This is a genomic window from Nonomuraea sp. SYSU D8015 (assembly GCF_008065375.1).
Classification (GTDB): domain Bacteria; phylum Actinomycetota; class Actinomycetes; order Streptosporangiales; family Streptosporangiaceae; genus Nonomuraea.
Window position 1 is genome coordinate 192,823 of record NZ_VJYI01000005.1, and the last position, 18,378, is coordinate 211,200.

Here is an 18,378-nt window from a genome sequence, read left to right on the forward strand (position 1 = left end):
GCCCAGGTCAGGAACGTGAAAGATGCTCAAAAAGGCGGCCCAGAAAGTCCGTCAGCTGCTCGCGTTCCGGTTGGGTGAGGGGCGCCAGAAGGTCGTCCTGGAGTGAGGCGATCAGCTTGTCGAGGCGGCGCAGATGCCGGCGGCCCTGCTCGGTGACGGTGACGACGTTGCGGCGGCGGTCGGCGGGGTCGGGCGCGCGCTCGACGAAGCCGCGTTCGGCCAGCTCGTTGATGACGGCGACCAGGTCGCTGCGGTAGATGCCGGTGCGTCTGCTCAGCTCCGCCTGGCTGGCGGGGCCCGACTCGCGCAGCGCCACGAGCGCCGCGTAGTGCCACTTGCGGGCGTCGGCGCGGGCCAGCCCTTCGCTCACCAGCCGGTCGGCCTGCATCGCGACCAGCGACAACAGCCGGCTGGGCAGGGCCCGCAGCGGGGCGGGGGTCTCCTGCGCGTCCATGGGGTCCGTCATGCCGGCGATCCTATCCCGTTGCGTTAGTGGCACTAACGATGTAGGTTCGTTAGTGCCATAAACGTTAGTCAAACGAACGAATGGATGTGTCATGGCCACCATCGATGTGCTCGACTCGACCGTCTTCTACGAAGATTCCGGCAGCGGAGTCCCCTTCGTCTTCCTGCACGGCAACCCCGCCTCCTCCCGCACGTGGCGGAAGGTCCTGCCCGGCGTCGCCGCCCCCGGGCGCCGCCTGCTCGCCCCCGACCTCATCGGCATGGGCCGCTCGGGCAAGCCCGACGTGCCGTACCGGTTCGGCGAGCACGCCCGCTACCTCGACGCCTGGTTCGACGCGCTCGGGCTGGATGACGTGGTGCTGGTCGGTCATGACTGGGGCGGCGCGCTCGCCTTCGACTGGGCCGCCCGCCACCCCGGGCGGGTGCGCGGCGTGGCGTTCATGGAGACCTTCGTCCGCCCGATGAGCTGGGACGATCTGGGGGAGGGGCCGCGCAGGCGCGCCGAGGCCATTCGCGGGCCCGAGGGCGAGTCCCTGGTGCTCGACGGGAACTTCCTCGTGGAGACCGCGTTCACCGGCGGGGTGCTGACGCCGTTGAGCGAGGAGGAGAAGGCGCCGTACCTGGCGCCGTACCCCACCAGGGAGAGCCGGCGGCCGCTGCTGGAGTGGGCGCGGTCGTTCCCGCTCGACGGCGAGCCCGCCGACGTGGCCGAGCGGGTCGAGCACTACAGCAAGTGGCTCGCGAGCAGCGGTGACGTGCCCAAGCTGCTGCTCACCTTCGACTCGTCCCCCACGCTGCTGATCAAGGAGGACATGGCGGCCTGGTGCGCGGAGAACGTGGCCGCCCTGGAGATCGCGCACTGCGGTCCGGCCGGGCACCACGTGACGGAGGACCGGCCGGAAGAGATCGCCGCGGCGGTCGCCGCGTGGGCGGGTCGTCGCGCCCTGGGCTAGCGGAAGCGGCGGCGGCTCAGCGGGGCCAGGACCTCTCGGAGCGCGTCCGCCGCCCGCCGCACCGTCTCCTCCGGGATCCCTGCCATCAGCTCCTGCTGCGCCCGGTTCGCCGCCTCCAGCGCCGCGCTCGCCACGCGGCTCCCCTCGTCCGTGAGCTGGACCCAGCGGCTGCGCGCGTCGCCGGCATTGGCCTCGCGCTCCACGTATCCGGCCGCCGTCAGCCGCTGCAGCACGTTGCTGATGCCGCCGGAGGTGAGGAACAGCGACTTGGACAGCTCGCTCGGCTTCATCCGGTGCGGTGGTTCGGCCCGGGCCAGCGCGATCAGCACGTCGAACTCGGCGTAGGTGAGCCCCAGCTCCGCCAGCTCGGCCTTGATCGCCTGCATGAACAGCTGGTCGAGCCGGGTCGCGCGCTTGCTGAGCTCCAGGGTGGCGATGAGCGACGACGACATGCCCAGTCGTTGCCAGCGGGGCACCAGCGCGTCGATCTCATCCGGTTTCACGTCATCGAGGATACCTGTCAGCAGATTGCTTTCTTAAAAGCTTCTGCTTAAGCTTTCAGCATGACAATTACCACGTTGATCAGGAATGGCGTCGTCATCGACACCGAGCCGGAGCCCGTCGTGCTGGGCCGGACCGACGTGCGGATCGAGGGCGGCGCCATCGCCGAGGTCGGCCCCGCCCTGCCGGACGTCCCCGGGGCGCAGGTGATCGACGCGACCGGCACGATCGTGCTCCCGGGATTCGTCGACACCCACCGGCACACCTGGCAGGCACCCATCAGGGCCGTCCTGCCCGACACCACCATCCAGGGCTACATGGCGCGCGTCATGGGCGACCTCGCCCCCAAGCTCCGCCCCGAGGACATGTACGCGGGCACCCTCGCCGGCGCTCTGGAGTGCCTGGACGCCGGCATCACCACCCTGCTCGACTGGTCGCACGCCCAGTTCAGCCCCGCCCACACGGAGGCCTCCGTGAAGGCGCTGCACGACTCGGGCATCAGGGGCGTCTTCGGCTACTGCTACGGGGGCGAGCCCGGCGGGCTCACGAGCGAGACCCGGCGGGTGCGCGAGCGCCTGTCCGACACGCAGGGGCTGGTCACCATGGCCCTCGCCGCCCTCGGGCCGGAGATCGCCGGGGAGGAGCGCGCGCTGGAGGAGTGGCGACTCGCCGCCGAGCTGGACCTCCCGGTCACCGTGCACTTGAGCACCGCATCCGGACTGGCGTTCCTGGAGTCGAACGGGTTGCTCGACACTCCCACCACGTTCGTGCACGCGCTGCACTACACCGACGAGGATTTCAAGCGCATCGCCGCCACCGGGGGCACGGTCTCGCTCGCACCCGTGGACGAGATGAACCTCGGGCTCGGCTACCCTCCCACCGGCCGGGCCAGGGCCGCGGGGATCCCGGCCGGGCTCGGCGCCGACACCGTGGTCTGCTCGCCCGGCGACATGTTCTCCCTGATGCGCGCCGTCCACCTGCTCGAACGCGGCCGCCCCGACGGCGCCGGGCTCGGCTTCACCACCCGCGACGCGCTGAGCATGGCCACCATCGAGGGGGCGGAGGTGCTCGGCCTGGCCGACGTCATCGGGTCGCTGCGGCCTGGAAAACAGGCCGACCTGATGCTGCTGCGCACCGATAGGCTCGGCATGGCCGCCGCCCACGACCCGATCGGCGCCGTCGTGCTCAACGCCGACACCGCCTGCGTTGACACGGTGCTCGTCGCGGGGCGTGCGGTCAAGCGAGATGGGCAGTTGCTCCACCACGACCTGACGGCGGTCCTCGCCTCCCTGCACGAGTCCGCCGCCGCGGTCGTGAGGTGAGGCCATAGGCACGGAGGGCGTGATGGCGGGCCTGGTGGAGCGGATCGAGGCGGCCAAGGTCTGGGGCCGGGGCAAGGTGGACGACTGGCGGGTCCGCCGGCTGTCGTTCGACCACCTCATCAGGGCCGTGCAGCGTTACCAGGTGCAGGAAGGCGACCGGCTGGCGGGCGCGGTCACGTACTTCGCGTTCTTGTCGTTCTTCCCGCTGGTGGCGCTGTCGTACGCGGTGCTCGGGTTCGTGGTGGCGACCAGCGACACCACCAGGGAGGCCCTGGAGGCGGCCATCCTCGAGCGGCTGCCGGCCATCGCCGGCCAGCTCAACCTCGAAGCCATCGCCAAGGCCAAGGAGGCGGCCGGGATCATCGGCCTGTTCGGTCTCCTCTACGCCGGGCTCGGCGCGCTGGACGCCCTGCGCGGGGCGCTGCGCGAGATCTCGATGACCACCGCGCCCCCGCTCAACTTCTTCGTCGGCAAGCTGCGCGACCTGGCCTCGCTCGCCCTGCTCGGCGTCACGATGATCTCGTCCGTGCTGGTCGCCGGGTTCGCCACCACGGCCACGGACAAGGTGCTGGACTTCCTGTTCGGCAGCGAGTCCGCGCTCGCCAACGCAGGGCTGCGGCTGGCCGGGGTGGCGGCGAGCCTGGGCGCCGACTGGCTGCTGTTCCTGATCCTGCTCGGCTGGGTGGCCAGACCGACCCAGCCGTTCCGGGTGATCGCCAAGGGCGCGTTGCTCGGCGCGATCGGGTTCGGGCTGCTCAAGCAGCTCGCGACGCTGCTGCTGGCGCAGACGCTCGGCAACCCGGTCTACGGCGCGTTCGCCGTCATCGTGGGCCTGCTGGTCTGGATGAACTTCTCGGCCAGGCTCGTCCTCTACGTCGCCGCGTGGACGGCCACGGCGGGGTTCTGCCCGCCGCCGGCCCCGACGCCGGCGCCGCCGTCGAGGTCAGAAGCGTGACCTGGCGCGCCTGCGGCGGCGGATCCCGTACCACAGGTAGATCAGCCCGAACAGCAGCCCGCCGCCGATCACCACGGATCCGACGGTCTTGGTGGTGTCGGTCTGCTTCTTCGCGGCCGTGTCGAGCAGCGGCGGCTGGGCGGCCGGCGTGACCGTCTTGGCCGGCGCGGAGGCCTGCTGCTGCGGGGCGGGCAGGCCGGCGGGCAGCGGGTCCACCAGACGGCCGACCGGCGTGACCTTGCCCCTGACCGAGAAGCCCCAGTCGAGCAGCTTGGCCACCTCGTCCCAGAAGAAGCCCTCGTGCCGCATGATGCTCACCACGATCGTGTGGCCGCCGCGGGTGGCCGCGCCGACGAAGCTGGCCCGCGCCTTCGTGGTCCAGCCATTCTTGACGCCGATCATGCCCTGGTAGCGCCAGAGCAGCTTGTTGTGGTTGCTGATCTGGTAGGTCTTGCCCTTGGGCGCCGGGAAGTTCGCCGTCTTCGTGCTGATGTAGCGCTTGAAGTCAGGGTTGGCCAGGCCGGCGCGGGCGATGAGCGCCAGGTCGTAGGCCGAGCTGCTCTGGCCGGGCTTGTCCAGGCCGCTGGGCGTCTTGGCCACGGTGTCGTACGCCTGCAGCCGCTTGGCCTCGGCGTTCATGTCGCTCATGGTCTTGGCGAGGCCGCCGTTCGACTCGGCCAGGGCCATGGCCGCGTCGTTGCCGGACGACATCATCAGCCCTTTGAACAGGTCGTCGATCTTGTACGTCGCCTTGGGCGACAGCCCGACCGCGGAGCCCTCCTGGTTGCACGCGTTGTGGCTGGGCCGGATCGTGCGGTTCTTGTCGAGCTTGGGGATGAGCGTGAGCGCGGTCAGCGTCTTGAGCGTGCTGGCCGGCAGGTAGCGCCCGTGGGCGTCCTTCGCCGCGAGCACCTGGCCCGTCCCCACGTCCGCGATGACGTACGACGTAGCCTTGCTCTTGGGCGGCTTCTGGACGCCTTCCGGCGCCACCAGGCCGCGGCTGCCCAGTGCCTCACCGCCGACGGGTGTCGTCGGGCTGGCATATGCGGTCCCGCCGGTGAGCGAGACCGAGGCGATGAGTGCCGCGACGGGCACGATTTTCGTCCACATTGCGGTCTCAGGGTAGCTCCGTGTGAATGCCCATGGAGCGACACTTTCCCCGCAGATCCCCCTTCGATACTGGAGAGATGGACATGTCACGAAAGATCGCCGGATTCCTCATCATCGCGGGCGCATTCATGATCTTCGAATGGGTGAATCTCGGGTTTAACTTGGCCGATGGGCATCCGACCAGCTTTTATGTCGTTCACGGCATCTTGATCGCGGTGAACATCGTCCTCGCCGTCGTCCTGGCCGCCATCGGCTGGCGAGGGCTCAGGGGCCGCAAAGGAGACGCCGGGTGAGCGCGTGGAGCTCGTCGGCCTCCTCCCGTGAGTCGCCGATGGAGGTGAAGCCCAGCTTCCCGTGCTCGGGGATGGCCCCGAGCAGGTGGAACACGTTCCCGGTACGCCGCTCGTGGTCGAACCCGATGCCGAGCCGGTCCGCCGTCCGCACGACCTCGCCCGGCGTGCGCCCGCGCAGGCAGGAGGCGGCGCAGTTGTCGGTCGCGGTGTAGTACTTCGGCTGGTCGCCCGCCATGAGCAGGCCGGTCGCCGGATCGTACGCGGCCCCGGTCGTCAGCATGGCCGCGCCGAACGGATGCGTGGTGCCGCCGATCCGCAGGTTGATCTCGCACAGCAGCGCCGCGTACCCGGCGTCGGCCTTCAGCGCGAAGAAGTCCATCCCGAACAGCCCCACGACGCCCCGCTCGGCCAGCACGCGGGCGATCCGGTCGGCCGCGGCGCCCACCTCGGCGCGGTACTCCGGCGCGGCCGGGAACGTGCACCCCTGGTAGACGTGGCCGTTGGGGCCGCCGAGCACCTGGTCGTGGGTGGCCAGCACCTGCGCGTGCCCGCCCGGCGTGATGCCGGCCAGCGCGCTCGGGTAGTACAGCGGCCGGTGCTCGATGTACTCCTCGACCACCGCGCCGCGGTCGCGCACCTTGGCGGTGAAGGCGTCCCACGTCTCGCCGGGCATCGCGAAGCTGGTCGACGCCCTGTCGGCCTTGGTGACGATCGCGTTGCCGAGCCCCGAGTAGCCGTCGTTCAGCTTGACGATCACTCGCTCGCCCGGCAGCGCCTCGATGGCCTCCTCGATCTCCAGCGCCGTCCGCACGTCCCCGAAGCCACGCGCCATCGGCACGCCGGCATCGTGGCCCACTTCGCGGGCCCCGCTCTTGGAGCCGTAATAGGCGAACGAGGTGGCCGGACCGTAGAGGGGAACGTTGAGTGACGACGCCAGCTCCTCCTCGAGCTCGCTCAGCACGAACGGCACCAGCCAGGCGTCACCGTCGATCGCGGAGCGCACCTGCTCGATCACGTCGGGGCGGCCGAGCAGGCTCCTGGTCAACGGCTGGGACCAGGGGTCGTCGAGCGTGATCAGCGTCAGTCGCTTGGCGGCGTCATCCGGATCGGGCAGGAACGCGAAGTAGTAGTCGATGATGTCGGGATCGATGGGCGCGGAGGAGAGGTAGACCACCTTTACCCCGGGTTCGCGGAGCGTCAGCAGGAGGAAGAGAAGACGCTCCTCGTAGGACCTCGCTGCCGTGATGCGGCGGAGCTCGTCCTGCGGAAGGGAGAGCGAGGGCACGACCACCAGGGTCCCCTCACTCGGCTCGAAGATGCTCAACCCAGCATGCTTCTCCCCGAACGGGATATTAGTGATCATATTGCGAGTGAAACACGCATACTTCTCAAATGCAGCCATCGTCGAAGTGTGATGACCATGACAGAAGGTGACAGGATTCGGAATCGCTGACCACGTTTGGAAGTGGCTTCAACGGGTCACGATCTAATGATCCCTTGTGACTATTTCGGGATCAGGAAGACGTGCACACACCGTGACCACCTGCGGTTTCGGACGTGCCATCGGCTAACTTTTGGTGTATCTGTCGGCGGGAAGCAGCGCGCGGGCGATAGAGTCGAAGCATCGCCATCGGGCTCACGGCCGACCGCTGTGCTCCCGGGCTGCAGCGGCACTCGCGGACCGACGAACGCAAAGCCCATGCTGACGATCTCGCGCACCCCGACCAGAGGGTGTGTTTTTTGATTCGCCGAGCGGCCGCTCGACCCGGGAGGCCACGGCGGATCGGACGAGTTTTCCACAGCGGATGAGCCGCGGTGGTCGGACATATTGGGGCGCGCGGCATTGGACGGGACGGTGACATATGCGGGGACGTGAGCTGCGGGGGGAACTCGACGCGTTCCTGGCGGAGACCGAGCAGGACCTCGTGGCGTTTCGCCGCGATCTCCACATGCACCCTGAGCTGGCCTTCGCCGAATACCGCACGACGCAGCGGATCGCCGAGCGGCTCACCGCCGCCGGGCTGACCCCTTCGGTGCTCCCCCGGGGCACCGGCCTCATCTGCGACGTGGGCAGCGGCGACGGGCCGACCATCGCGCTGCGCGCCGACATCGACGCGCTGCCGCTGCAGGACGAGAAGGACGTGCCCTACCGCTCGACGGTGACCGGGGCCTGCCACGCCTGCGGCCACGACGTGCACACCACGATCCTGCTCGGCACCTCGCTCTTCCTCGCCCAGCAGGCCGCCGCGGGCCTCCTGCCAGGCCGGGTCCGGCTGATCTTCCAGCCGGCCGAGGAGCTTCCGGGCGGCGCGCTGGAGGTCATGGCGCACGGCGGCATCAGCGGCGTCGACCGCATCTTCGGCCTGCACTGCGACCCCCGCGTGGACGTCGGCCAGGTCGGGCTCAAGCCGGGCCCGATCACCTCCGCCTGCGACAAGCTGACCGTCCGCGTCTCCGGGCCCGGCGGCCACACCGCCCGTCCCCACCTGACCGCCGACCTGGTCTTCGCGCTGGCCAAGATCCTCACCGAGCTGCCCGCGGCCCTGTCGCGCCGCATCGACCCCCGCTCCTCGCTCAGCCTCGTCTGGGGCCGGGTCGAGGCCGGCTCGGCGGCCAACGCGATCCCCGACGACGGCATCGCCGAGGGCACCGTGCGCTGCCTGGACGAGAACGCCTGGCACGCCGCCCCCGACCTGATCAAGTCGCTGCTGGAGTCGGTGGCCGGCGCCTACGGCATCGAGGCCACGATGGACTACAAGCGCGGCGTGCCGCCCGTGGTCAACGACGAGGTCAGCGTCGAGATGCTGGCCGAGGCCACCGAGCGGGTGCTGGGCGCGGGCGCGGTGGTCTCGACCCAGCAGTCGCTCGGCGGCGAGGACTTCGCGTGGTACCTCGAGTCGATCCCCGGCGCGTTCGCCCGCCTGGGCACCCGCTCGCCGGACGGGGTGACGTACGACATCCACCAGGGCACCTTCGACGTGGACGAGAAGGCGATCCCGATGGGCGTCCGGGTCATGGCCGCCACCGCGCTGACCGCCCTCTGGGAGGTCGGGCCCCTCGACTCGATCACCAGCGCGCTGGCCTGAACCGTTCGCGATCACTCACCGCCGCATGCCCCGTCCCGCCATCTGGGACCGAAGGTGCTCTCGGGAAAGCCGTACTCCGGCTGAGGTCCTTTGGGGAGTGCGTACGGTGAGTGGCGGGGCGCCGACGTCACCCTCCTGGCCCGCCCCTTCCCAAGCAGGAAGGGGCGGGGACGGCGGCGCGTGCGATCGGTCAGGGGAGCTTGCCGAGGACCACGGGGAGACGCAGGGACGAGTGGCCCGGCGAGACCGTGATCTTCGTGCCCGGCGGGTACCGCAGGGTGTAGTCGTAGTCGGTCGAGATGATCACCAGGCCCAGCCGGTGCCCCTTCTTGAACAGGTAGTCCGTCGGCTGGAAGTCCCAGGTGAAGGTGTACTCCTTGCCCGGGCGGAGCGGCTCGGTCCTGTCCGGCCGGTGCCGGTTGCGGACGTCGAGCCAGCCCCGGGTGACGATCTTGTACGGCGTCGCGGCCGTGCCGAGCACCCGCAGCGTGGTGCAGCCCGTGTCACCCGGGACACCCTGGCCGTAGCAGTAGGTCTGGCCGGTCGAGAGCAGGCGGCCGTCAGGCCGGACGTCCTCGCCGTAGTCCACCAGCAACGCCGTCAGGTACGGCGACGCCCCGTCCTTGAACGAGGCCCGCACCGACACCGTCGGCGTGCCGGAGATCCGCACGTCGGCGGGCAGGCCACCGGTCACGTACGCCAGCCGGTTCGGATCCGCCCCCGTCGCCTCGACCAGCTGCTCGGCGGTCCTGACCTTCTGGTCCACGAAGGATTCCCTGGCCGACGGGCCGGGCAGCAGGCCGAGGCTCCCGCCGGACCGCGGCCGGAGGGGCACGGTCGTCGCGCCGGGCAGCGGCCACGACCGGTGCTGCGCCCACTGGCCGGCCGCGATCTCCACGTCGGCCTGCGGCTCGCGCATGATGCCCGAGTCGATCCCGTACAGCCAGTGGTCGAACCAGCCGTGCAGCTGGCGCAGCCACTCGGCCGTGCGCAGGCTGAAGGGGTTCATGTGGGTGCCCTGGTGCAACCAGATCTTGCGCGGCACGTGCCGCTTGGCCAGGGCGTACCACCACTGGGCGAACTGCTTGGTCTTGACGTTCCAGTCGTTGAGCCCGTGCACGACGAAGACGCTGGCCTTGACCTTGCCGACGTCGTTGAGGTAGTTGCGGGCGTCCCAGACCGGGCTGTAGTCGCCGGTGATCCGGTCCTGGGCGGCGGTGATCTGGTCGATCAACGCGCCGCAGGCCTCCTGGCCGTTCTCCCTGGTCAGCACGTATTTGGCGAGCACGTCCAGGTCCTCGCCCTGGAAGCCGCCGGGGGCGAGCACGCCGCCGTTGGCGCGGTAGTAGTCGTACCAGCTGGAGATCGCGGCGATCGGGACGATCGTCTCCAGGCCCTCGACGCCGGTCGCGGCGACCGCGTTGGGCAGCGTGCCGTTGTAGGAGACGCCGATCATGCCCACTTTGCCGGTCGACCAGGTGGCCTCGACCGGGTTGCCGGCGGCGTCGTAGCCCTTGGCGCGGCCGTTCAGCCAGTCGATCGCCGCCTTCGGGCCCTCGGTCTCGTTGCGGTCGCCGGAGGTCGGGCAGCCGGTGGCGCGGCCGCTGCCGAGGTTCTCCACCAGCGCGATCGCGTAGCCGCGGGGCAGGAAGTAGTTGTCGTAGTAGCCGTCGAACGGCTCGGCGGCCAGCTTGTCGGCCAGCGCCTTGAGCGTCGGGAGGGGGTTGCCGTTCTCGTCCACGTCCACGGGGTGGTTGGCGACGTCGTTGCCGCCGGCGTAGTACGGGCTGGCCTCCATGATCACCGGGACCTTCAGTCCCTGGTCGGTCTCCTTGGGGCGCAGGATGTCCACCGCGACCCGGTCCGGTTCGCCGTCGTTGTCGCTGTCGGTCCCCGCGACCTCGACGAACACCGTCTGTTTGATGGCGTCCGCCCGGGAGAAGACCGGCTGGGTGGCGTTGTTCTCGATCTTGATAGCTGGGGTGTCGGCTGTGGCGGGCGCGGTGCCGGCTAAGGTCGCGACGAGGAGCGCGACGAGCGGCACGGCCAGTGCTTGCCTAGGGTGCATACGGGGCTCCGATACGGGAAGATTCCACCGTCGCTCGAATCTCCGCCATGATCCGGCCTTGGGCAAGAGGTGATTACCTCCCAAAGCTGGGCAAAAGTTTTGCCAACGCATGGCGCGCCCCGTATGCGGGGATTCAGGTCACGGACGCGCCTGAGGTCGATAACGGAGCGGTTGCGACACTGTGTGCCGGTTTGGTCCGCCCTGGTCAAGCAACTATCTTCCGTGCAGGTGCCGTACGTTTCTTCGCGCCTGCGATGAAGTTCGACGGCGGGGAAATGGAAGGGAGTCGCCTTGCTCGGCAAGCGATTCAACAGGATGGCGATCGGCACGGTGGCCGGCGTCATGCTCATGGCAGCGGCCGCCTGTGGTGGCGGCGGCGGGGGCGCCACGACGGCCAGCGAGGCGCCGACCGGTGGCGCGAGCAGCGAGGCGCCCAAGAGCGCGCTCAAGGTGGGTCTGGCGTTCGACATCGGCGGGCGCGGCGACAAGTCCTTCAACGACGCCGCGTACGCCGGCCTGGAGAAGGCCAAGACGGAGCTCGGCGCCGAGATCAAGGAGCTGAGCCCGGCCGCCGACGGTTCGAACCGCGGCGACCTGCTGCGCCAGCTCGCCGACGCGGGCTACAACCCGATCATCGGTGTCGGCTTCGCCTACGGCGAGGACATCAAGAAGGCGGCCGAGGAATACCCGGACATCCAGTTCGCGGTCGTGGACTCCGCCTCCAACGCGCCCAACGTGACCGGCCTGCTGTTCGCCGAGGAGCAGGGCTCCTACCTGGCCGGCGTCGCCGCCGCGACCAAGTCGGAGAGCGGCCACATCGGCTTCGTCGGCGGTGTCGAGAACGACCTGATCAAGAAGTTCGAGGCGGGCTACGTGGCCGGCGCGAAGTCGGTCAAGTCGGACATCAAGATCGATATCAAGTACCTCACGCCCGACGGTGACTTCTCCGGCTTCAAGGCCCCGGACAAGGGCAAGGTCGCGGCCGACAAGATGTACCAGGACGGCGCCGACATCGTCTACCACGCCTCCGGCGACTCCGGCCTCGGCGTCTTCCAGGCGGCGGCCGCGGCCAAGAAGAAGGCCATCGGCGTCGACTCCGACCAGCGCCAGACGGTCAAGGAGACCGACCTGCAGTCGGTCATCATGACCTCGATGCTCAAGCGCGTCGACGTCGGCGTGTTCGAGTTCATCAAGGCCTTCCAGGGCGGCGCCAAGGGCGGCAGCAACGTCACGTACGACCTCAAGGTCGACGGCGTGGGCCTGTCCACCACCGGCGGCGAGATCGACGACATCAAGGACAAGCTCGACGCCGCCAAGAAGGACATCGTGGACGGCAAAATCACGGTTCCGGCCAAGCCGTAACCTGGGTAGGAGCATCGACTGAGGGCCCGGAGTCCGGTTACTTCGGGCCTTCCGTCTATCCCCTGCCCGCCTGAGGAGAAGGCGCAACGAGATGAGTGCTGACACCCTGGCCACGGCGAAATTCCCCGCCGTAGAGCTGGAGGGCATCACCAAGCGTTTCCCCGGCGTCGTCGCCAACCACGACATCCGCATCACGGTCCAAGCCGGGACGGTGCACGCCATCGTCGGGGAGAACGGCGCGGGCAAGTCCACCCTGATGAAGATCCTGTACGGGATGCAGAAGCCGGACGAGGGCAGCATCAGGGTCGACGGCAAGGACGTGAGCTTCCGTACCCCCAGTGACGCCATCGAGGTCGGCATCGGCATGGTGCACCAGCACTTCATGCTGGCCGACAACCTCACCGTTCTGGAGAACATCGTCCTCGGCGCCGAGCCGAAGAAGGACGTCAGGCTCGACACCGCCGGGGCCCGCAAGCGCATCAACGCGCTGGCCGCGAGCCACGGCCTGCGGGTCGACCCCGACAAGCTCGTGGAGGACCTCGGCGTCGGCGACCGCCAGCGCGTGGAGATCCTCAAGGTCCTCTACCGCGGCGCCCGCATCCTCATCCTCGACGAGCCGACCGCCGTGCTCGTCCCCCAGGAGGTCGAGGAGCTCTTCCAGAACCTGCGCGAGCTCAAGGCCGAGGGCCTGACCGTCATCTTCATCTCCCACAAGCTCGACGAGGTGCTCGACATCGCCGACGCGATCACCGTGATCCGGCGCGGCACCACCGTCGCGAGCCTGCCCAGGAGCGAGGTCACCAGCGCCCGCCAGCTCGCCGAGCTCATGGTCGGCAGCGAGCTGCCCACGCCGGAGACCCGCGAGTCCACGGTGACCGACCGCGTGGCCTTCAAGGTCGAGGACCTCACCATGGAGGCCGACGGCTACCGCCCGGCGCCCAAGGGCACCCCCGTCCGGACGTACGTCGAGAAGCTCCGCGCGGAGGGCAAACGGCTCCTGCTCGACGACGTGTCGTTCGAAATCCACGAGGGCGAGATCCTCGGCATCGCCGGCGTCGAGGGCAACGGCCAGTCCGAGCTGATCGAGGCCATCATGGGCATCCGCCCGGCGCACGGCACGATCAGGCTCGGCGAACACGACATCAGCGCCTGGTCCACGCTCAAGCGGCGGGAGTCCGGCATCGGCTACATCCCCGAGGACCGGCACCGGCAGGGTCTGCTGCTGGAGGCCTCGCTGTGGGAGAACCGCGTGCTCGGCCACCAGACCAGGAAGCCCGCGCGCAGCGGCATCTGGGTCGACCGCAGCGCCTCCAAACGCGACACCGCGCGCATCGTCAAGGACTACGACGTCCGCACGCCGAGCGTCGACACCCTGGCCCTCGCCCTGTCCGGCGGCAACCAGCAGAAGCTGATCGTGGGCCGCGAGATGAGCGGCGCGCCCAAGTTCCTCATCGCCGCGCACCCGACGCGCGGCGTGGACGTCGGCGCGCAGGCCGCCATCTGGGACCACCTGCGCAACGCCAGGGCTGCGGGACTGGCGGTCCTGCTCATCTCCGCCGACCTCGACGAGCTGATCGGCCTGTCCGACACGATCCAGGTGATCTACCGGGGACGGCTCGTGGCCGCGCTCGACCCTTCCGACATCACGCCCGAGCGGCTGGGCGGCTACATGACCGGCGCCATCGCCGGCACTGAGGAGACGTGATGCCCGCGGGGCTCAACCGGGCGCTGCTCACCGTGGCCGGCGCCGTCATCGCGATCATCCTGGCCATCGCGATCTCCAGCGTGGCGATCACCGCCGCGGGCGCCAGCCCGATCGACGCGTTCGCCGCGTTCTTCGACTTCGGCGCCTCGGAGCGGGCGCAGTCCAACGGCATCGCGGCCTTCATCAACCGGGCTGTGCCGCTGTTCATCGCCGGCCTCGCGGTGGCCGTCGGTTTCCGTATGAACCTCTTCAACATCGGCGTGGAGGGGCAATACCGGCTGGCCGCCATCTGCGCGGCGTACGTCGGCTCGACGTTCACGGCGCCCGCGCCGATCCAGATCGCGGTGATCATCGTCGTGGCGGCGGCCGTCGGCGGGCTCTACGCGCTCATCCCGGCGGTCATGAAGGTGACCAGGGGCGTGAACGAGGTCATCGCCACGATCATGCTCAACTACATCGCGATCAACCTGACGTCCTACCTCGTCCGCGGGCCGTTCGCGGGCGAGCGCGCCGCGGGGCAGCTCACCACGACGACGCCGGAGCTGCCGGAGTCGGCCATGTTCCCGAACCTCAACTTCGTCTTCGAGTTGTTCGGGCTGCTCCCGCCGACGCGTGGCGGCGGCGTGTGGGGCTTCCTGCTCGTGGCGATCGTGCTCGGCATCGTCATCTGGGTCGTGCTCGAACGCACCCGCTTCGGCTTCAACGTCAAGGCCAGCGGGCTCAACGGCCCGGCCGCGCTCGCCTCCGGCATCGACTCGAAGAAGATGATCATCGCGGCGATGGTCATGTCCGGCTCGATCGCCGGGCTCATCGGCCTGCCGGAGATCCTCGGCGACAAGGGCGCCTTCAACTCCAACTTCACCGCTGGACTGGGCTTCCTCGGCATCGCGGTGGCGCTGCTCGGCCGGAACAAGCCGGTCGGCATCGCGGTCGCCGCGCTGCTGTTCGCCTTCCTCGACCGGGCCCAGGGCGCGCTGCAGATCGCGAACGTGCCGCCGTCCGTCATCACGATCATCCAGGGCGTGATCGTGCTGCTGGTCGTGGTGGCCAACGAGGTGACGAACCGGCTGGCGCTCAGACTCGAGGAGCAGCGGGCCGCCCAGGAGCTCGGCAGGAAGCAACCGGTTGAGGTGGCAGCATGACCAGGTTCACCAAGTACCACCTCGTGCTCGTCGGCGTCGCCGCGCTCCTCCTGGTGATGTCACTGGTCCGCGTCGTGTCGGGTCAGAACGACATCACCTCCTCCGGCACGTTCTCCGCGGCCCTGCTGCTGGCCGTGCCGATCGGCCTCGCCGGCCTCGGCGGTCTGTGGGCCGAGCGGGCCGGCGTGGTCAACATCGGGCTCGAAGGCATGATGGTGCTCGGCACCTGGTTCGCCGGATGGGCCGGCTACCAGTGGGGACCCCTGGCCGCGCTGATCGCCGGGTTGCTCGGCGGCGCGCTCGGCGGCCTCATCCACGCCGTGGCCACCGTGACGTTCGGCGTGGACCACATCATCAGCGGCGTCGCCATCAACCTGCTCGGCCCCGGCGTCACCCGCTTCCTGTCCGAGGTGCTCTACAAGGAGGGCACCCCGGCGGCCGACGCCGGCGCGGGCATCACCACCTCGCCCGCGATCACCGGGCGGACGTGGCAGCCCAGCCTGCCGTTGCTCTCCGACGGGCCCGACCTGCTCGGAAAGCTTGAGAACACCCACTGGTTCCTGCTCTCCGACGTCGCGGGCATCGTGCGCGGCCTCACCCACAACGTGAACATCCTGGTGGTCCTGGCGGTCCTGCTGCTGCCCCTGACGTTCTTCGTGCTCTGGCGCACGGCCTTCGGCCTGCGGCTGCGCTCGGTGGGCGAGAACCCGTGGGCGGCCGAGTCGCTGGGCGTGAACGTCTACCTGACCAAGTACATCGCGGTCGTCATCTCCGGCGCCTTCGCCGGGCTGGGCGGCGTGTTCCTGGTGTTCGTCTCCACCAAGTACGTGGAGGGCCAGACGGGCGGGCGCGGCTTCATCGGCCTGGCCGCCATGATCTTCGGCAACTGGCGTCCCGGCGGGCTCGCGGCCGGCGCCTCGCTGTTCGGTTACGCCGACGGCCTGCAGCTGCGCAGCGCAGGGGCGGTCACGTCGTTCTTCCTGTTCGGGGCGGTGCTGCTGCTCGCCTACCTGGTGATCAGGGCACGCCGGATGTTGTCGCCCACCCAGCCCGCCGAGCTGGCGGCCAGGACCGGCAAGGACTACACCATCATGGCGGCCGCCGCGGCGGGCATGGTCGTGCTGTTCTGGCTCTGGCTGACCGTAGACCAGCTGCCGAACGAGTTCGTCTTCATCACGCCGCACGTGCTCACGCTGCTCGTGCTCCTGGTGGCTTCGCAGCGCCTGCGGATGCCCAAGGCCGACGGCGTACGCTACCGCAGGGGGGAGCAGCATTGAGCATCGACTGGGAGGGGCTCCGTGACGAGGCCACGGAGGCCATGAGGCACGCGTACGCGCCGTACTCGAAGTTCCCTGTGGGAGCGGCGGCGCTCGTCGACGACGGGCGGATCGTCACCGGCTGCAACGTCGAGAACGCCTCCTACGGCCTCGGCCTCTGCGCCGAGTGCGGGCTCGTGTCGGCGCTGCAGCTGTCCGGCGGCGGCCGGCTGGTGGCCTTCACCTGCGTGGACGGCCACGGCGAGCTGCTGATGCCGTGCGGGCGCTGCCGTCAGCTCCTGTACGAGTTCGGCGGCGAGGACCTGCTGGTCGAGACCGTGGACGGGCCGAAGCCGATGTCCGAGATCCTGCCGTACGCCTTCGGCCCCGAAGACCTGAGCAGGAGCGCCTGATGGACGCCATCGAGGTCATCCGCGCCAAGCGCGACGGCGGCGAGCTCACCACCGCCCAGATCGACTGGGTGATCGCCGCCTACACCCGCGGCGACGTGGCCGACGAGCAGATGTCCGCGCTGGCCATGGCCATCCTGCTCAACGGCATGAACCGGCGCGAGATCGCCGACTGGACGCAGGCCATGATCCGCTCCGGCGAGCGCATGGACTGGTCGATGCTCGACCGGCCCACCGCCGACAAACACTCCACGGGCGGCGTGGGCGACAAGATCACGCTCCCGCTGGCGCCGCTGGTGGCGGCGTGCGGCGCGTACGTGCCGCAGCTGTCGGGCCGCGGCCTCGGCCACACCGGCGGCACCCTCGACAAGCTGGAGTCCATCCCCGGCTGGCGGGCCTCGCTCTCCAACGACGAGATGCTGCGCGTCCTGCGCTCGGCGGGCGCGGTGGTCTGCGCCGCGGGCTCGGGGCTGGCCCCGGCCGACAAGAAGCTGTACGCGTTGCGCGACGTCACCGGCACCGTCGAGTCGATCCCGCTGATCGCCTCGTCGATCATGTCGAAGAAGATCGCCGAGGGCACGGGCTCGCTCGTCCTCGACGTCAAGGTGGGCTCCGGGGCGTTCATGAAGACGGTCCCCGCGGCCCGGGAGCTGGCCGAGACCATGGTCGCGCTCGGGACGGACGCGGGGGTGCGCACGGTGGCGCTGCTCACTGCGATGGACCGGCCCCTGGGGCGGGCCGTGGGCAACGCGCTGGAGGTCGAGGAGTCCGTCGAGGTGCTCGCGGGCGGCGGGCCGTCGGACGTGGTGGAGCTGACGGTGCGGCTGGCGCGGGCGATGCTGGAGGCGGCCGGGGTCTCCGGCGGCAAGGACCCGGCCAAGGCGCTGCAGGACGGCTCGGCCATGGACGCGTGGCGGCGGATGATCTCCGCCCAGGGCGGGGACCCGGACGCCGTGCTGCCTCGCGCGGCCGAGACCATGACCGTCGAGGCGCCGTCCTCGGGGGTGCTGACCAGGCTGGACGCGTACGCGGTGGGCCTGGCGGCCTGGCGGCTGGGGGCCGGCCGGGCGCGCAAGGAGGACCCGGTGTCGTCAGGGGCCGGGGTCACGCTGCACGCCAAGCCCGGCGATCTGGTGCGGGCCGGGCAGCCGTTGATGACGTTGCACGCCGACGAGACGGCGCGCTTCGAGCGGGCGCTGGAGGCCCTTGAGGGCGGCTACGCGGTGGGCGCGGCGAGCGAGGAGCATCTCCCGCTGGTCATCGACCGCATCACCGCGTCCTAGCGCCGGAGCGCGCCTTCGGGGGCCGGGGCGTCGGCGAAGATCTCCGTCAGGACGGCGTGGTGCGTCGGGAGCGCTTCCGCGTGCTTGGCGCGGCCTTCCGGGGTGATGCAGACGAACACGCCGCGCCGGTCGGAGTCGCAGGCGTTGCGTGCGACGAGCGCCGCCTTCTCCAGCCGCGCCACCACCCGGGACAGGGCGCTCTGGCTCAGATGGACCTCGTCGCAGAGCTCCTGCAGGCGCAGCTTCCTGTCGTGACGGACGATCCTGTCCAGCACCTCGAACTCGCTGGGCCCCAGCCCGTGACGATCACCTAGCTCACGCTCCAGCTCGCACATGGCCTTGGCATGCTTGGCCAGGACGTAATGCCAGGTCTCGACCACGAACTCCTCGTCCATGTCGCGGAGGTTACCACTCGGCTAAAACTTATGCAACAGCATTAAATGCATTTGCATTAGATGCGATTGCAT

The 18,378-nt window shown here is 69.7% G+C and carries 17 protein-coding genes; 11 read left to right on the plus strand and 6 right to left on the minus strand.

From position 1 onward, the window contains the following. Positions 1-7: 7 nt before the first annotated feature. On the minus strand, positions 8-466 hold the full coding sequence (locus tag ID574_RS23325; RefSeq protein WP_188191077.1) for a MarR family winged helix-turn-helix transcriptional regulator: 459 nt from the start codon (positions 464-466) through the stop codon (positions 8-10). A 91-nt stretch (positions 467-557) separates the two neighbouring features. On the opposite strand from ID574_RS23325, the gene ID574_RS23330 reads away from it, so the two are divergent. After that, positions 558-1,418, plus strand: coding sequence for a haloalkane dehalogenase (locus ID574_RS23330; protein WP_188191078.1), 861 nt, complete (start codon positions 558-560; stop codon positions 1,416-1,418). Here ID574_RS23330 and ID574_RS23335 read toward each other — a convergent pair. Further along, positions 1,415-1,921, minus strand: coding sequence for a MarR family winged helix-turn-helix transcriptional regulator (locus ID574_RS23335; RefSeq protein WP_188191079.1), 507 nt, complete (start codon positions 1,919-1,921; stop codon positions 1,415-1,417). The genes ID574_RS23330 and ID574_RS23335 overlap by 4 nt on opposite strands. Before the next feature lie 60 nt (positions 1,922-1,981). Here ID574_RS23335 and ID574_RS23340 point away from each other — a divergent pair, with 60 nt between their 5' ends. Then, the gene (locus ID574_RS23340) at positions 1,982-3,241 is read left to right on the plus strand and encodes an amidohydrolase family protein (protein WP_188191080.1); all 1,260 of its coding nucleotides are present in this window, start codon (positions 1,982-1,984) and stop codon (positions 3,239-3,241) included. Positions 3,242-3,263: 22 nt separating this feature from the next. Continuing rightward, complete coding sequence (locus tag ID574_RS23345) at positions 3,264-4,196, plus strand: YihY/virulence factor BrkB family protein (protein ID WP_188191081.1); 933 nt, start codon at positions 3,264-3,266, stop codon at positions 4,194-4,196. Here ID574_RS23345 and ID574_RS23350 read toward each other — a convergent pair. Next, on the minus strand, positions 4,185-5,306 hold the full coding sequence (locus ID574_RS23350) for a D-alanyl-D-alanine carboxypeptidase family protein (RefSeq protein WP_188191082.1): 1,122 nt from the start codon (positions 5,304-5,306) through the stop codon (positions 4,185-4,187). The genes ID574_RS23345 and ID574_RS23350 overlap by 12 nt on opposite strands. Before the next feature lie 83 nt (positions 5,307-5,389). Here ID574_RS23350 and ID574_RS23355 point away from each other — a divergent pair, with 83 nt between their 5' ends. Next, positions 5,390-5,599 carry an SCO4848 family membrane protein gene (locus ID574_RS23355; RefSeq protein ID WP_223166986.1) on the plus strand — a complete coding sequence of 70 codons (210 nt, stop codon included), beginning with the start codon at positions 5,390-5,392 and terminating at the stop codon, positions 5,597-5,599. On the opposite strand, the gene ID574_RS23360 is transcribed toward ID574_RS23355, so the two are convergent. Next, positions 5,571-6,962, minus strand: a complete 1,392-nt coding sequence (locus ID574_RS23360) for a peptide ligase PGM1-related protein (protein WP_223166987.1) — start codon at positions 6,960-6,962, stop codon at positions 5,571-5,573. The genes ID574_RS23355 and ID574_RS23360 overlap by 29 nt on opposite strands. Positions 6,963-7,461: 499 nt before the next feature. On the opposite strand from ID574_RS23360, the gene ID574_RS23365 reads away from it, so the two are divergent. Further along, a complete protein-coding gene (locus ID574_RS23365) occupies positions 7,462-8,685 on the plus strand; it encodes a M20 family metallopeptidase (RefSeq protein ID WP_188191084.1) in 1,224 nt (407 codons plus the stop codon). 190 nt (positions 8,686-8,875) lie between these two features. Here ID574_RS23365 and ID574_RS23370 read toward each other — a convergent pair whose 3' ends face one another. After that, entirely contained in the window at positions 8,876-10,753 is a 1,878-nt protein-coding gene (locus tag ID574_RS23370) for a Xaa-Pro dipeptidyl-peptidase (RefSeq protein ID WP_188191085.1), read from the minus strand. Positions 10,754-11,044: 291 nt separating this feature from the next. On the opposite strand from ID574_RS23370, the gene ID574_RS23375 reads away from it, so the two are divergent. The 6 genes from ID574_RS23375 to ID574_RS23400 all read left to right on the plus strand — a co-directional run bounded on the left by ID574_RS23375 (position 11,045) and on the right by ID574_RS23400 (position 17,911). After that, positions 11,045-12,115, plus strand: a complete 1,071-nt coding sequence (locus tag ID574_RS23375) for a BMP family lipoprotein (RefSeq protein ID WP_188191086.1) — start codon at positions 11,045-11,047, stop codon at positions 12,113-12,115. A gap of 91 nt (positions 12,116-12,206) precedes the next feature. Beyond that, on the plus strand, positions 12,207-13,820 hold the full coding sequence (locus tag ID574_RS23380; protein WP_188191087.1) for an ABC transporter ATP-binding protein: 1,614 nt from the start codon (positions 12,207-12,209) through the stop codon (positions 13,818-13,820). Next, on the plus strand, positions 13,820-14,962 hold the full coding sequence (locus ID574_RS23385; protein ID WP_188191088.1) for an ABC transporter permease: 1,143 nt from the start codon (positions 13,820-13,822) through the stop codon (positions 14,960-14,962). Before ID574_RS23380 ends, ID574_RS23385 begins: the two co-directional genes overlap by 1 nt. Next, positions 14,959-16,239, plus strand: a complete 1,281-nt coding sequence (locus ID574_RS23390) for an ABC transporter permease (RefSeq protein ID WP_188191089.1) — start codon at positions 14,959-14,961, stop codon at positions 16,237-16,239. The genes ID574_RS23385 and ID574_RS23390 overlap by 4 nt, the downstream gene beginning before the upstream one ends. After that, on the plus strand, positions 16,236-16,631 hold the full coding sequence (locus ID574_RS23395; protein WP_188191090.1) for a cytidine deaminase: 396 nt from the start codon (positions 16,236-16,238) through the stop codon (positions 16,629-16,631). The genes ID574_RS23390 and ID574_RS23395 overlap by 4 nt, the downstream gene beginning before the upstream one ends. Beyond that, on the plus strand, positions 16,631-17,911 hold the full coding sequence (locus tag ID574_RS23400) for a thymidine phosphorylase (RefSeq protein WP_188191091.1): 1,281 nt from the start codon (positions 16,631-16,633) through the stop codon (positions 17,909-17,911). The genes ID574_RS23395 and ID574_RS23400 overlap by 1 nt, the downstream gene beginning before the upstream one ends. Here ID574_RS23400 and ID574_RS23405 read toward each other — a convergent pair. Continuing rightward, on the minus strand, positions 17,908-18,306 hold the full coding sequence (locus ID574_RS23405) for a MarR family winged helix-turn-helix transcriptional regulator (protein WP_188191092.1): 399 nt from the start codon (positions 18,304-18,306) through the stop codon (positions 17,908-17,910). The two genes, ID574_RS23400 and ID574_RS23405, sit on opposite strands and share 4 nt — an antisense overlap. Positions 18,307-18,378: the final 72 nt, after the last annotated feature.

Excerpts from the sequence above, each read along its gene's own strand:
- ID574_RS23360 (WP_223166987.1), bottom strand. The coding sequence starts at position 6,962 with ATGATCACTAATATCCCGTTCGGGGAGAAGCATGCTGGGTTGAGCATC.
- ID574_RS23365 (WP_188191084.1), top strand. The coding sequence starts at position 7,462 with ATGCGGGGACGTGAGCTGCGGGGGGAACTCGACGCGTTCCTGGCGGAG.
- ID574_RS23400 (WP_188191091.1), top strand. The coding sequence starts at position 16,631 with ATGGACGCCATCGAGGTCATCCGCGCCAAGCGCGACGGCGGCGAGCTC.
- ID574_RS23370 (WP_188191085.1), bottom strand. The coding sequence starts at position 10,753 with ATGCACCCTAGGCAAGCACTGGCCGTGCCGCTCGTCGCGCTCCTCGTC.
- ID574_RS23330 (WP_188191078.1), top strand. The coding sequence starts at position 558 with ATGGCCACCATCGATGTGCTCGACTCGACCGTCTTCTACGAAGATTCC.
- ID574_RS23340 (WP_188191080.1), top strand. The coding sequence starts at position 1,982 with ATGACAATTACCACGTTGATCAGGAATGGCGTCGTCATCGACACCGAG.
- ID574_RS23345 (WP_188191081.1), top strand. The coding sequence starts at position 3,264 with ATGGCGGGCCTGGTGGAGCGGATCGAGGCGGCCAAGGTCTGGGGCCGG.
- ID574_RS23350 (WP_188191082.1), bottom strand. The coding sequence starts at position 5,306 with ATGTGGACGAAAATCGTGCCCGTCGCGGCACTCATCGCCTCGGTCTCG.
- ID574_RS23405 (WP_188191092.1), bottom strand. The coding sequence starts at position 18,306 with ATGGACGAGGAGTTCGTGGTCGAGACCTGGCATTACGTCCTGGCCAAG.
- ID574_RS23325 (WP_188191077.1), bottom strand. The coding sequence starts at position 466 with ATGACGGACCCCATGGACGCGCAGGAGACCCCCGCCCCGCTGCGGGCC.
- ID574_RS23385 (WP_188191088.1), top strand. The coding sequence starts at position 13,820 with ATGCCCGCGGGGCTCAACCGGGCGCTGCTCACCGTGGCCGGCGCCGTC.
- ID574_RS23380 (WP_188191087.1), top strand. The coding sequence starts at position 12,207 with ATGAGTGCTGACACCCTGGCCACGGCGAAATTCCCCGCCGTAGAGCTG.
- ID574_RS23390 (WP_188191089.1), top strand. The coding sequence starts at position 14,959 with ATGACCAGGTTCACCAAGTACCACCTCGTGCTCGTCGGCGTCGCCGCG.
- ID574_RS23355 (WP_223166986.1), top strand. The coding sequence starts at position 5,390 with ATGTCACGAAAGATCGCCGGATTCCTCATCATCGCGGGCGCATTCATG.